This window comes from Paraburkholderia sp. SECH4 (assembly GCF_030511745.1).
In the GTDB taxonomy this organism is placed as follows: domain Bacteria; phylum Pseudomonadota; class Gammaproteobacteria; order Burkholderiales; family Burkholderiaceae; genus Paraburkholderia; species Paraburkholderia madseniana.
Map to the genome: position 1 here is coordinate 25,520 of NZ_JALOCP010000046.1, position 13,228 is coordinate 38,747.

At 61.4% G+C, this 13,228-nt stretch carries 11 protein-coding genes; all 11 read left to right on the forward strand.

Features of this window, described 5'->3' with window-relative positions; all coding sequences use genetic code 11:
• Positions 1-110 precede the first annotated feature (110 nt).
• The 11 genes from M0D67_RS36520 to M0D67_RS36570 all read left to right on the forward strand — a co-directional run bounded on the left by M0D67_RS36520 (position 111) and on the right by M0D67_RS36570 (position 13,024).
• Positions 111-1,409 carry a TolC family outer membrane protein gene (locus tag M0D67_RS36520; RefSeq protein WP_233468858.1) on the forward strand — a complete coding sequence of 433 codons (1,299 nt, stop codon included), beginning with the start codon at positions 111-113 and terminating at the stop codon, positions 1,407-1,409.
• Between the two features lie 299 nt (positions 1,410-1,708).
• On the forward strand, positions 1,709-2,185 hold the full coding sequence (locus M0D67_RS36525) for a DUF2844 domain-containing protein (RefSeq protein ID WP_266241991.1): 477 nt from the start codon (positions 1,709-1,711) through the stop codon (positions 2,183-2,185).
• A 25-nt stretch (positions 2,186-2,210) separates the two neighbouring features.
• Positions 2,211-3,533 carry a DUF3443 domain-containing protein gene (locus M0D67_RS36530; protein ID WP_266241993.1) on the forward strand — a complete coding sequence of 441 codons (1,323 nt, stop codon included), beginning with the start codon at positions 2,211-2,213 and terminating at the stop codon, positions 3,531-3,533.
• Between the two features lie 186 nt (positions 3,534-3,719).
• The gene (locus M0D67_RS36535; protein ID WP_266241995.1) at positions 3,720-4,172 is read left to right on the forward strand and encodes a DUF2844 domain-containing protein; all 453 of its coding nucleotides are present in this window, start codon (positions 3,720-3,722) and stop codon (positions 4,170-4,172) included.
• A 360-nt stretch (positions 4,173-4,532) separates the two neighbouring features.
• Positions 4,533-5,633: a DUF3443 domain-containing protein gene (locus tag M0D67_RS36540; RefSeq protein ID WP_266241997.1), complete on the forward strand. Its 1,101-nt coding sequence runs from the start codon at positions 4,533-4,535 to the stop codon at positions 5,631-5,633.
• 483 nt (positions 5,634-6,116) lie between these two features.
• A complete protein-coding gene (urtA, locus tag M0D67_RS36545; protein ID WP_171926778.1) occupies positions 6,117-7,415 on the forward strand; it encodes an urea ABC transporter substrate-binding protein in 1,299 nt (432 codons plus the stop codon).
• A gap of 141 nt (positions 7,416-7,556) precedes the next feature.
• The gene (gene urtB, locus M0D67_RS36550) at positions 7,557-9,182 is read left to right on the forward strand and encodes an urea ABC transporter permease subunit UrtB (protein WP_266241999.1); all 1,626 of its coding nucleotides are present in this window, start codon (positions 7,557-7,559) and stop codon (positions 9,180-9,182) included.
• 1 nt (position 9,183) lies between these two features.
• On the forward strand, positions 9,184-10,368 hold the full coding sequence (urtC, locus tag M0D67_RS36555) for an urea ABC transporter permease subunit UrtC (protein WP_266242001.1): 1,185 nt from the start codon (positions 9,184-9,186) through the stop codon (positions 10,366-10,368).
• Positions 10,365-11,228, forward strand: coding sequence for an urea ABC transporter ATP-binding protein UrtD (urtD, locus tag M0D67_RS36560; RefSeq protein WP_097391608.1), 864 nt, complete (start codon positions 10,365-10,367; stop codon positions 11,226-11,228). The genes urtC and urtD overlap by 4 nt, the downstream gene beginning before the upstream one ends.
• Positions 11,229-11,284: 56 nt before the next feature.
• Positions 11,285-11,977, forward strand: a complete 693-nt coding sequence (urtE, locus tag M0D67_RS36565; RefSeq protein ID WP_074286084.1) for an urea ABC transporter ATP-binding subunit UrtE — start codon at positions 11,285-11,287, stop codon at positions 11,975-11,977.
• Between the two features lie 165 nt (positions 11,978-12,142).
• The gene (locus M0D67_RS36570; protein WP_266242005.1) at positions 12,143-13,024 is read left to right on the forward strand and encodes an urease accessory protein UreD; all 882 of its coding nucleotides are present in this window, start codon (positions 12,143-12,145) and stop codon (positions 13,022-13,024) included.
• The last annotated feature ends 204 nt before the right edge of the window (positions 13,025-13,228 follow it).

Sequence of the window (13,228 nt, forward strand, 5' to 3'; positions counted from 1 at the left end):
TCCCGGTTTCCGCACACGCCGTCGGCTTCTCCCAGCTTTACGACGAAGCACTATCGAGCGACGCGCAGTTGTAAAGCGCGCGTGCGGCGCTTGCCGCCAATAGCGAAGAGTTGCCGCTCGCCCGCGCCAGACTGCTGCCGCAAGTCTCCGCGTCGCTCACCGGGAATCGCCAGAACACCGATTTCGGCGGCGGCTTTCCTGCCTCGTACGGCAATAGCAACGGCTACACGATTTCGCTCACGCAGCCGCTGATCCACGTCGATAATCTGATCGTGCGGCTTGGCCAGGCTTACTTCGACGCGCTCGCCTCACAGGACAGCCTCGAGATTGTGCGTTCGCAGAAGGCGTCGATCGCGCAGCAGCTTGAATCGGCCAAGCGTTCTTTCGAAGTCGGTAACACGACGATCACCGATACCAACGAAGCCCAGGCTAAATACGATCAGGCGATCTCGCAGGAAATCGCTGCGCAGAACGATCTCGCGGTGAAGCTCGCCACGTTGCAGCAGATTGTCGGGCATCCGGTCGAGCGTGTGGATGGGCTCGCCGTCGGCGCGCCGCTGCCGCCGCCAGTGCCCGCCGATATCAATCTGTGGGTCGACGCGGCCACCGACGCGAACTATCAGGTCGTGCTGAAGCAGATCGCGCTGGATAGCGCACAGCACGAAACGTCGAAGGCCAAGGCCGGTCATCTGCCGACCGTCGACCTGGTGGCGAGCCGCTCGCGCAGCAGTCTCGGTGCGGCCGGTGCGGGTAACTTCGGCGGCAATTTCGGTGGCGGCTTTGGCAGCGGCGCGAATACGCCCTCGCCCGGCACGCCGGCGCTCGCCGCGGAACTGGGCAATCTGGGGTCCACATACACGAACAGCACGATCGGCGTGCAGCTCACGATTCCGATCTTTGCGGGCGGCGCGACGCAAAGCCGTGTACGTCAAACGCGCGCGCTCGAAGACCAGGCTGCAGCCGATCTGGATACGGCTCGGCGCAATGCCGCGCTGTCGGCACGGCAAGCGTTTCTCGGTGTGGTGAGTGGGCTCGCGCAGGTGCGCGCGCTGCAGACCGCCGAGCGATCGGCGAATACCTCGCTTGAATCGAATCTGCTTGGTTATCAGGTCGGCGTGCGGATCAATATCGATGTGCTCAATGCGCAGGATCAACTGTTTTCGGCGCGTCGCGATCTGGCGAAGGCGCGTTATGACACGCTGATTAATAGTCTGAAGCTGCAGGCTTCGACCGCCAATCTGACCGATCAGGACGTGTTGCAGTTGAGTGCGCTGCTGTCGCCGGTCGATGATGGTTCGTTGACTGCACTTCCGCAGGTACCGGCTGTGCCGCATCCGGGCGTCGCGGCGAAAGGCGCTGCCGGGAAGCTTGGTCGGCGGGCGTTACCGAATGTGATGGCGCCGCAGTAAACCGATTCGCTTCATCTTTTTCATTCCCCGATTGACCCTTTGTCTACGCAGCGTTTCATTCGTTGCGCGCTTGGGCTACCTGCTGCTCGTCGTTGTTCGTTGCTTGCCGCGGGTTGTTACCTGTCGTTGATTGCCGACGTATGCGACTCCTCGCACATCCACAGGGCGCTGACCGTTTTCGATCTCCCTGACACCGCCCTTTCATTGCGATCCTTCCGCTCTGCGCCGCAGAATTTTCGTACGGTTTCCTGAGCTTTGCCTGGGCACCATGCTCCGACCATTTTTGGAGGAGCAAGGTGATGAGAATTTTGAAGATCGCGATGCTGGCGGCAACGCTGTTGCCGCTTGCGTCGTATGCGGCTTTGGGTGGAGCGCCGAACTCGAGTTCATCCTCTCCGTCCATGCTGCGCGCTACGCCAAAGTCTGCCGCCGCTGCAAGCACTGGAGCCGCCAACGCAACCGCCACGGCGCCCTACACCGTGCGCGAGTCGCTCGACGCCGACGGCGTCACGATCCGCGAATACGTGCTGCCCAGCAATGTCGTATTTGCGGTCACCTGGGAAGGGCCGATACGGCCGGATATGAAGGCGCTGCTCGGCAGCTATTTCCCCAACTATGTGAACGCGGGTGAAAGCCGTGTGCGCGGGCCCGGCCCCATGGTCGAAGGCAATGACGACTTTCGCGTCGAGTCTGCCGGCCGCCTCGGCCACTTCTTCGGCGTCGCCTATCTCCCCCGCCTGAAACCCGCCAGCGTCCGCCCGGGCGATCTGAAATAAGACGGCCACCGAGTTACGGAAAAATATGAAAACCATTCACAAAACGTTCTGGGCGGCCATGACGGCTGCCAGCGTTCTACTTGCGGCTTGCGGCGGTGGAAGCAGTGGGAGCAGCGGTGACGGCAGCTCCATCGGCTGGAACGCCACGCCCGACTGGATCACCCCGCCCAACGGCTCCGGCGGCACCAGCGGCTCGGATAACGCCGGCTACACGAGCAACATCAAAACCGACAAGAACAATACGGTAACCGTCCGCGTCGACAACTCGATGGGCAGCATCAACATGCTGTACGCCTCGATCCAGGTGTGCGCGCCCGGCACGCAGGGCAAAGGGCCCTGCGTGACCGTCGACCGCATGCTGGTCGACACCGGGTCGACGGGCGTACGCATTGCGGCGAGCGCGCTGCAGTCGCTCAATTCACAGTTGCTCACGCAAGTCGGTGCTCCCGACGACAATACCGGCGCCTTCCCGATCGCCGAATGCATGACGTTCGCCTCCGGTTTCACGTGGGGCTCGGTCAAGCGCGCTGACATCACGATCGGCAACCGGACGGCGAGCAACGTTCCGATCCAGGTGACCGGAGACGGCGCATTTACCACGCCAGCGGAATGCGCTGCACGCGGTGGGGCCGACCTCAGCTCCGCCAAGAGTCTGGGTGCCAACGGTATTCTGGGAATTGGACACTTCACTCAAGACTCAAAGGACGCGCTGCAGAAGGCGGTACCTGGGCTCTACTATTACTGCCCGTCGGCGAATTCCTGCGTCAGTACGCGTATGACAGTTGCCAAGGAGGTGATGAACCCTGTTGCGGCATTCGACGCCGATTACAACGGCACGGTCATCCGCTTGCCGGCGATTACAGCGGGTGGCCAGGCGGGCGTCTCCGGTCAGTTGATATTCGGCGTCGGCACCCAGTCAAACAATACGCCGCCGGCCAATGCCAACATCTTTGCGCTCGACCAGTACGCCACTATGACGACCCAGTATCACGGCACCGTGCTTAACTGGAGCGCGATCGATAGCGGCACGAATGCGTACGTGTTCCCCGACGACACGATTCCCACGACTTCCGAGTGGGAGTTGTACACGCCATCGAGCCCGCTCAACCTGGCGGCAACAATGGAGCCCACCGACGGTTCCAGTCCGCCGGTTAGCATGACCTTCCCGATCGACAACGCACTGAACCTGATGGCAAGCGGTAACGCTGCGTACAACAACGTCGGTGCGTACTCCCCGCACAGCCGCATGTTCCTCTGGGGCTTGCCGTTCTTCTATGGCCGCAGCGTGTATACGGTGATCGGAAACGCCAAGATCGGTAAGTTAACCGGACCGTTCGTCGCGTTCTGACGATTGCGTCGTGCTTGTTTGGGAGGCGGCGTTGCGAGACGTCTGCCTCCTGCTTTCCTACCTGCTGGCGCCGCGCGGAAGCGGCCGAATCGCATCGGCGTTTCCTACTCATCGTTAGGACGTTTCAGAGCCTCTCATTAATCGCCCGCAGGCAACATGCTCCGACCTGTTTTTTGGAGCAATGTGATGAGATTTGTAAAGATCGTGCTGACCGTGTCGGCGCTTTTGCCGCTCGCGTCGTATGCGGCGTTGGGTGGGGCACCGGGTGCGGGTTCGGCCCCGAAGTCCTTGCTCCAGTCGGCTGCGCCTAATTCCTCTCCTGCTTCAACCACGGCTTATACCGTGCGCGAGTCACATGACGCCGACGGCGTCAGGATTCGCGAATACGTGCTGCCTACCAATGTCGTGTTTGCCGTCACGTGGCAAGGGCCCGTGCGCCCCGACATGGTTGCGCTACTCGGCAGCTATTTTCCGAACGCTGTCTCCGCCGGTGCGGGCCGCGCGCGCGGCACCGGTCCGTTGATCGAACGCAACAGCGACTTTCAGATCGAGTCCGCGGGCCGAGCGGGAAACTTCTTCGGCAAGGCAGTTCTGCCGCGCCTCGTCCCCGCGAATGTTCGTGTTGACGATCTGCAGTGACACGGCACATCGATTTCACGGAACACAAGAAACATGACGACCCTCAATAAGAAACTTTGCTTCGCGTTGCTAACGGCTAGTTTGGCTCTTTCAGCCTGCGGTGGCGGCGGTGGCGACGACGGCAATTCGAATGCGACCAAAGACAACGATAAGCCGGCGACGCCGACGCCGAGTCCTAAGCCTTCGCCGAGTCCCGCTCCGAGTCCGACTCCGACTCCGACGCCAACGCCAACGCCGACACCGACTCCGACTCCGACTCCGACTCCAACTCCGACTCCAACTCCGACGCCAACTCCGACGCCAACTCCGACGCCAACTCCGACGCCAACTCCGACTCCGACACCAACTCCAGTCGCCGACGTGAACACCGTGCCGATTGTCGTCGATCGGACGATGGGCGAGACAAACATGCTCTATGTGAGCGCAACCATATGCCTCCCCGGCTCGCAAGGCAGCACCCAATGCTCGACTGTCGATCACATGCTGCTCGACACCGGCTCGGTCGGCGTGCGCGTGATGGGAAGTGCGCTGGGCTCAACGCTCGCTTCCCGCTTGCCGGCGCAAACAGGTGCCTCTAACGATCCGACCGGAGGCGCTCCAATTGCCCAATGCGCGATTTTTATGGGTGGCTACACGTGGGGCTCGATCAAACGAGCCGACGTAACTATCGGAGGCAAAACCGCGGGCAATCTGCCGGTTCAAGTGATCGGCGACGGCGCATATGCCATGCCATCGGAGTGCAATTCCCGCGGCATGATCGATCTCAATACGGCAGCCGCGCTCGGTGCGAACGGTGTGATAGGCATCGGCCATACGGCGCGCGACTATCCGCTCGCGGCTCGACAAGTGCTGTCGGCGACCTACTACTACTGTCCCTCGACGAGTTCGTGCACGGGTACGCGCGTACCACTCGACACGCAAGTCATGAATCCTGTCGCCGACTTTACCTCCGATAACAACGGCACCATCATCCGTTTGCCGGCCTTGCCCGCAGACGGTCAAGCCACGGCGACAGGTGAACTCGTGTTCGGCGTCGGGACGCGTCAGAACAATGCGCTGCCATCGATGGCGAATATCGTGCCGGTGGATCAGAACGGTTTCTTCACGACCGTGTACAAGGGCAATACGCTCACTGGCGTGTTCGACAGTGGCACGAATGTGTATAACTTCCCGGATGCCACAATTCCCTACGCGGGCGTCTGGTACACGCCGTCTCCCGCCCTTAACCTGTCCGCCATCTTGAAGGCCACTAGCGGAGTCGGCACACCAGTCACTGTGCCGTTCTCGGTCGGCAATGGACTCAGCTTGCGGGCAAACCTGAACGCGGCCTACGACAGTCTCGGCGCGAAATTTTCCGGAGGTTTCATGTGGGGCCTACCGTTCTTCTTCGGCCGTAGCGTGTATACCGTGCTCGAAGGCGCCAAGATCGGTACGCAGACTGGGCCGTTCGTCGCCTTCTGACAATCGGCTGCAACACAGATGTCGTCTACAAAGAAGAGGCCGGCGCCGCGAGGCGCCGGCCTCTTCTCTTGCTACCACTCCCACTGCAATCCCGCCGAATCCCACACCGTGATATCCACGCTCGCGTCCGATAAACCTCATGCGCTGCCCATCACCACGCGTGGCGTAGGCAGAGCGCGCTACATGCACAAAGGGGCAGCGACCATGCACCGCCGACGCCCGCTGGCCGACGGACACGCTTCGTTGCGGCGCGGTACGCACCTGAACGAGGCGCACGCCCTGCTCCTGCACCAATTTTGCGCCGCGATACGCATAACTGACGCGGCGCATCACCGCGTCGCAGCACGCGATTCGCGGACTTCAAGTCGAAATTACTGCATGGCATGTGCCTTGCAGTACAGAAGCGGCAAGTCATGCGGGATAAGCCCTGCTGGCTGAAATCGACGCCCATAAACAGTCACCATCAATGGCAAGGGGAAATACATGAAACGTCGTAGTCTGTTGAAGTTCGGCTCCATGTCGGGCGCATTGGCGCTTGCAGGTCAGGTTCCGTTTGCTCAGGCGCAATCGGGCAGCGGTCCGATCAAAGTAGGCGTTCTACATTCCCTCTCCGGCACGATGGCGATCTCGGAGACATCGCTCAAAGACACCGCGCTGATGACCATCGCGGACATCAACAAGAACGGCGGCGTCATGGGCCGCCAACTGCAGCCGGTGGTCGTGGACCCGGCGTCGAACTGGCCGCTGTTCGCCGAAAAGGCACGCCAACTGATCACCCAGGAAAAGTGCGCCGTCGTGTTCGGCTGCTGGACGTCGGTGTCGCGCAAGTCAGTGCTGCCGGTGTTCGAAGAACTGAACGGCCTGCTGTTCTACCCGGTGCAGTACGAAGGCGAAGAAATGTCGCGCAACGTGTTCTACACGGGCGCCGCGCCGAATCAGCAAGCGATTCCGGCAACCGAATACCTGATGAGCGCGGAAGGCGGCGGCGCCAAGCGCTTCTTCCTGCTGGGTACCGACTATGTGTACCCCCGCACGACCAACAAGATCCTGCGCGCGTTCCTCAAGTCGAAAGGCGTGCAGGAAGCCGATATCCAGGAGGTCTACACGCCGTTCGGCCACAGCGACTATCAGACCATCGTCGCGAACATCAAGACGTTCTCGCAGGGCGGCAAGACCGCGGTGATCTCGACCGTCAACGGCGACTCGAACGTGCCGTTCTACAAGGAACTCGGCAACCAGGGGCTGAAGGCGTCCGACGTGCCGGTGGTCGCATTCTCGGTCGGCGAAGAAGAACTGCGCGGCATCGATACGAAACCGCTGGTCGGCAATCTCGCGGCATGGAACTACTTCATGTCGCTGCGCAACCCGGCCAACGAGAAGTTCAAGAAGCAATGGGCTGCATGGGTCAAGGACAACAACCTGCCGGGCGGCACCAAGCGCGTGACCAATGACCCGATGGAAGCGACTTTCGTCGGCATCCATATGTGGAAGCAGGCCGTCGAAAAAGCAAAGAGCACGGATGTGGACAAGGTGCGCGTGGCGATGGTTGGCCAGACGTTTGCGGCGCCGTCGGGCTTCACGCTCGAAATGGACGGCAATCACCATCTGCACAAGCCGGTGATGATCGGCGAAGTGCGTGCCGACGGCCAGTTCAACGTGGTGTGGCGCACCAAGACCGCGGTTCGCGCGCAGCCGTGGAGCCCGTTCATCGCCGGCAATTCGAGCAAGCCGGATGTGGTCAGTTCGATTCCCGCATTCCTGAAGCGCTCGCGGGTTGCCTGAACCTGAGCCTGAACCTGGGCAGAGCCGGGGCCGAACCGCTGCTCTGCCCGACAGGACGCTGCAAGACGCAAGACACCGGCGTGGCACCGGTGCATCACCTCGATGCCGCGCCGCCTCGCCGGTTTTTCTTCAAAGGCCACCATGGCGTTTTCATTTCTGAAATTCGCACGACGCAACATCGGCGGCCTCGCGCTCGCGCTTATCGTTAGCGCGCCGCTGACCGCCTTTGCGCTCACGCCGGCCGATGTCGCGCCGCTCGCCGGTGACGACTTCGATGCGAAATCCGCGGCAATCGACAAGCTGATTGCCAACCACGACAAAGAATCGCTCGCGGTGCTCAAAGCCCTGTCCGACGACAGCGCGCTCGCCACCGATTCCGGCGCGGTGCTGCTGCAAGACGGCGACACGGCGCGCGATGCCGTCACCGGTAAAACGGTCGCCGCAGGCGACGCGCAACCGGTCACCCTGAACAACCTGCTGCGCTCGAAAGTGGCGGGCGCACTCTCGGGTCTGCAACTCGATTCACCCGACGCCGCCACGCGCGACGCGGCCATCACCGCACTGCTGCAAAACCCCGATCCGTCGATCAAACCGCTCGTCGATGCGGCGCGTGCAAAGGAAACCGACCCTGCGCTGAAGAAGCGTCTCGACACGCTGTGGGCGATGACCGCCTTGCACGACGCCGACCCAGCCAAGCGCCTCGAAGCCGTGCAACTGGTCGCCGCGCGGCACGATCTCGACATGAACGAACTGCTGCGCCCGCTCGTCGCTAAGAAGCCGGACGGCACCTTCAACGAAGCGGACGATCGCGTGCGCTCCGCCGCGCAAAGCGGCATCGACGAACTCGATTCGATTCAGCGCCGCAGCCAGATCGCGGGGACGCTGTTCGCGGGCTTGTCGCTCGGCAGCGTGCTGCTGCTCGCCGCACTCGGTCTCGCGATCACGTATGGACTGATCGGCGTCATCAACATGGCGCACGGCGAATTCCTGATGATCGGCGCGTACGCAACGTATGTCGTGCAGAACCTGTTCCAGCGCTTTGCGCCCGGTGCGTTCGACTGGTATCCGCTGCTTGCCGTGCCGGCGTCATTCGCCGCAGCCGGCCTGGTCGGCATCGTGCTCGAACGGCTGGTGTTGAAGCATTTGTATGGCCGTCCGCTCGAAACCCTGCTGACCACCTTTGGCGTCAGCCTGATTCTGATTCAGGCGACACGTATGGTGTTCGGCGCGCAAAACGTCCAGGTGATCAACCCTGCATGGATGAGCGGCGGCGTGACCGTGCTGCCGAATCTGATCCTGCCGTACAACCGGCTGGCGATTCTGGCGTTTTCGCTGATCGTCGTCGGGATTGCGTGGGCTGTCCTGACTAAAACCCGCCTGGGTCTGTTCGTGCGAGCCGTCACGCAAAACCGGCGGATGGCAGCATGCGTCGGCGTGAAAACCGCGCGCGTCGATTCGTATGCATTCGCGTTCGGTGCTGGTATTGCCGGACTGGGTGGCTGCGCGCTGTCGCAGATCGGCAATGTGGGCCCGGATCTCGGCCAGAGCTACATCATCGATTCGTTCATGGCCGTGGTGCTCGGCGGCGTCGGCCAACTCGCCGGCACGGTGATCGGCGGCTTCGGTCTCGGGTTGATCAGCAAGGCGATCGAACCGTTCTGGGGCGCGGTGCTCGCCAAGATCGCGGTGCTCGTGCTGATCGTGCTGTTCATCCAGAAGCGTCCGCAGGGCATGTTCGCCCTCAAGGGCCGTAGCGCGGAGGCATGAGATGACATCGGCTACCTCTTCGGCTCACGTCGGCTCAGCAAGCAGTGGCGCTTCTACCGGACGCGAGGCGCAGTCAGGCTTCGCGCTCGGCTTGCCTCCGCGTCCTGCATTGCTGTCACGCCGCGCGTGGCTCGCGCTGATCGCACTGATCATCGTGTTCGGTCTCGGCGTGCCATTCGCCACGCTGGTGGTCCCGGAGACAAGCGCGTTCCATCTGTCCGCGTATGCGATGACGATCACCGGCAAGTTCATGTGCTACGCGATCGCCGCGCTGGCACTCGATCTCGTGTGGGGCTATTGCGGCATTCTGAGCCTGGGACACGCGTTGTTCTTTGCGTTGGGCGGCTACGCGATCGGCATGTACCTGATGCGCTCGATCGGCCACGAAGGCAAATACGGCAGCGACCTGCCGGACTTCATGGTGTTTCTCGACTGGCACCAACTGCCATGGTACTGGCAAGGCACGCAGCATCTCGGCTATGCGCTGCTGCTGGTGGTGCTGGTACCCGCCGTTGTCGCGTGGGTGTTCGGCTTCTTCACGTTCCGCTCGCGGGTGAAGGGCGTGTACCTGTCGATCATCACGCAGGCGATGACGTTTGCCGCCATGCTGCTGTTCTACCGCAACGAAATGGGTTTCGGCGGTAACAATGGCTTCACCGACTTCAAGCGTATCGGCGGTTTTCCGATTACGCATCCAGGCACGCGCACTGCCCTCCTGCTGATCACGTTTGCGGTGTTGATCCTGGCCTTCATCGGCGCGCGGGCAATCGTCACGTCGAAGCTGGGCCGCGTGGTCACTGCAGTACGTGATGGTGAAACGCGTTTGATGTTCCTCGGCTATAGCCCGCTCGCGTACAAGCTGTTCGTGTGGACCGTCTCCGCTATTTTGTGCGGAATTGCAGGGGCGTTGTATGTGCCGCAGGTCGGCATCATCAACCCGGGGGAGATGTCACCGGGCAACTCGATCGAGATGGCAATCTGGGTTGCGGTGGGTGGACGCGGCACGTTGATTGGACCGATCATCGGCGCGTTCGCGGTGAATGGCGCGAAGAGCTTTTTTACGGCGAACTTCCCTGAATACTGGCTGTTCTTTCTTGGTCTGATTTTCGTGCTGGTCCCGCTGTTGTTGCCGAACGGCATCATGGGCCTGATCGAAATGGTCACGCGCAAGAGGGACCACTCATGAACGAAAACCCGATGGTCCCTGATCTTGCATTACCTGAAGAGCCTGCTGAACGGTCGTTGAGCGGTGTCGCGAGCATGGGGCACGCGGTGGTGCCGGGCGAGATCGATATTTCGCACGGGACGATTCTGTACCTTGAAGACGTGACCGTGAGTTTCGATGGGTTTCGCGCGTTGAACGCGCTGACTTTATCGATCAACGCGGGTGAGTTGCGCTGCATCATCGGGCCGAATGGGGCCGGCAAGACGACGATGATGGATGTCATCACCGGGAAGACCGAGCCCGATTCCGGCAAGGTCTTTCTCGGGCAGTCGATCGACTTGACGCGGATGAATGAGCCGTCTATTGCGCGCGCAGGGATTGGGCGCAAGTTTCAGAAGCCTACTGTTTTTGAACAGCATCCTGTGTGGGAGAACCTTGAGTTGGCCATGAAGGCTGACAAGGGATGGTGGGCTTCTTTGCGTGCGCGATTGGATCGTGAGGCGCAAGCGCGGATTGAAGAGACGCTGGCTTTGATTGGCTTGGAGAGCGAAGCGCGGCGGCTTGCCGGCGAGTTGTCGCATGGGCAGAAACAGCGGCTCGAGATCGGGATGTTGCTGATGCAGCAACCGGCGCTGCTTTTGCTCGATGAGCCTGCCGCGGGCATGACCGATGACGAGACCATGCAGTTAGCCGAGCTGCTCAATCATTTGCGTGGGAGTTGCTCGATGATGGTTGTCGAACACGATATGGAGTTTGTGGCGGCGTTGTCGGGTGAGAAGGGGAAGGTGACGGTGATGGCCGAAGGGCGGGTTCTCGCTCACGGCACGCTTGATGAGGTGAAGAGAGATGAGACGGTGATCGAATCTTATCTCGGGCGGTAATGGCCACAATCAAATCACGGCCGCAAAAAGCCACCAGAATTCAAGGATCGACCGACATGCTAGAAGTAGAGAACCTCAACCAGTACTACGGTGGTAGCCACATTCTTCGTGATGTGAAACTCACGGTGCCTGACGGCAAGCTCACTGTGCTACTGGGTCGCAACGGTGTCGGCAAGACAACGCTGCTTAGATGCCTGATGGGCGTCGTCCAAACCAAGAGCGGCTCAATCGCCTGGCGCGGCGCGCCGATCACCAAGCTGCCGACCTACTCGCGTGTAGAAAAAGGTCTCGCCTATGTTCCGCAAGGCCGTGACATCTTCCCGCGGTTGACCGTCGAAGAAAATCTGTTGGTCGGTGCGGCCAGCAAAAAAGCCCCGAAAAAAATCCCGGACCGTATCTACGAACTCTTCCCAGTCCTGAAGGACATGCGCAGCCGCCGCGGCGGCGACCTCTCCGGTGGTCAACAACAACAGCTCGCGATCGGCCGTGCGCTGATGAGCGATCCGCAATTGCTGATCCTCGATGAACCCACCGAAGGCATCCAGCCCTCGATCATTCAGGACATTGGCCGCACGCTGCGTCAGTTGGTCGAAGAAATGGGCATGACCGTGCTGCTCGTCGAACAGTATTACGACTTCGCCAAAGAGATCGCTGATCGGTATTGGGTCATGAGCCGTGGTGAAATCGTCGCGGGCGGTGAAGGCGCCAACATGGATACGGATGGCGTGCGCGCACTGATCGCCGTCTGACCGGCGCAAGCACCGCAGCGTGCTATTCTCGCCGCATCCTGTGGCAACACGGCTCGTCGCTGCCTAACGCGTGCAGGCACGCTGCGCATTGACGCGTCTGTTGCCGCGTCTGTTACCGTGCCCAATATCGCGCCCAGCCGCTCATTCATTCGCAAGTCCGCTCGCATGTCGCTTCACGAAAACCACGCTGCACTCGCCACCGCGCATCCCACCGCGCACTCGCAATGGCGCGCGCGCCTCGAACTCGGCTTCGTCAAAGACGGCGAACGGACGACGCTCAAGCATCGGCTGCATGATGGTCCGTTGCGCGTGCAGCGGCCGCTCTATCCGGAAGGCCACGCGATCTGCCACGCGGTGATCGTGCATCCACCGGGTGGGATCGCGGGCGGCGATCAACTCGATATCGACGTGGATGTCGGCGATAGTGCGCACGCCGTTATCACCACGCCCGGCGCAACCAAGTGGTACAAATCCAATGGCCGTGCGGCACGGCAGAATATTGCGGTGCGTGTCGGCCCTCAGGCGAAGCTCGACTGGCTGCCGCAAAACAATATCGTTTTCGATCACGCCAACGCAATGCTGGATTTTTCGCTGACGCTTGGCGAAGGGGCTAGCGCAATTGGGTGGGATGCGACTCAGCTTGGGCGGCAAGCGGCTGGTGAGCGGTGGTCAAAGGGGCAGTTGCGAGCCGTATCGCGGATCGTTGGGGCGAATGGCGAGGCGCTGTGGCTCGAACGTGCGAGCCTCAGCGCGGAAGATTCATTGCGGGATGCCGCGCAAGGCCTTGCCGGGTTTCCTGCGTATGGGACGCTCTGGGCGGTCGGGGCGGCCTGCGATGATGCACTCGCTGAAGCGCTCACTGCCCAGCTACCGTTTGACGATTCGTTGCGGGCGGCGGCTTCCTGTGTCACTGAAGGGGTTTTGCTCGTGCGGGCGGTGTCGCGGTCTATGGAGACGCTGCAACGTGCCTTAACTCAGTGTTGGCTTCAATTGCGCCCGGTCGTGCATGGCGTCGACGCTGTGCCACTTCGAATCTGGTCGACCTGATTCGCTGAACATTGCCGCCTGGCAGCTCAGCGTGCCTTTCACCTTTGTAAGACGTCGCAAGCACCAATCTGGCGCAGCCGACCACTCCAAGTCGGTGCATCACCGTGTCATTCGCCCCGCCAAGCCATGCTGCCCCGCCATGGCACATACCTTGCATCGAAATCTCCCACGATGCTGCCGCATCCTGACGGCAGCCGACCACTC

What these genes read in the sequence shown, in the direction of transcription:
- urtC (WP_266242001.1), top strand. Translation starts at nt 9,184, where the DNA reads ATGACATCGGCTACCTCTTCGGCTCACGTCGGCTCAGCAAGCAGTGGC.
- urtE (WP_074286084.1), top strand. Translation starts at nt 11,285, where the DNA reads ATGCTAGAAGTAGAGAACCTCAACCAGTACTACGGTGGTAGCCACATT.
- urtA (WP_171926778.1), top strand. Translation starts at nt 6,117, where the DNA reads ATGAAACGTCGTAGTCTGTTGAAGTTCGGCTCCATGTCGGGCGCATTG.
- urtD (WP_097391608.1), top strand. Translation starts at nt 10,365, where the DNA reads ATGAACGAAAACCCGATGGTCCCTGATCTTGCATTACCTGAAGAGCCT.
- urtB (WP_266241999.1), top strand. Translation starts at nt 7,557, where the DNA reads ATGGCGTTTTCATTTCTGAAATTCGCACGACGCAACATCGGCGGCCTC.
- M0D67_RS36535 (WP_266241995.1), top strand. Translation starts at nt 3,720, where the DNA reads ATGAGATTTGTAAAGATCGTGCTGACCGTGTCGGCGCTTTTGCCGCTC.
- M0D67_RS36570 (WP_266242005.1), top strand. Translation starts at nt 12,143, where the DNA reads ATGTCGCTTCACGAAAACCACGCTGCACTCGCCACCGCGCATCCCACC.
- M0D67_RS36525 (WP_266241991.1), top strand. Translation starts at nt 1,709, where the DNA reads ATGAGAATTTTGAAGATCGCGATGCTGGCGGCAACGCTGTTGCCGCTT.
- M0D67_RS36530 (WP_266241993.1), top strand. Translation starts at nt 2,211, where the DNA reads ATGAAAACCATTCACAAAACGTTCTGGGCGGCCATGACGGCTGCCAGC.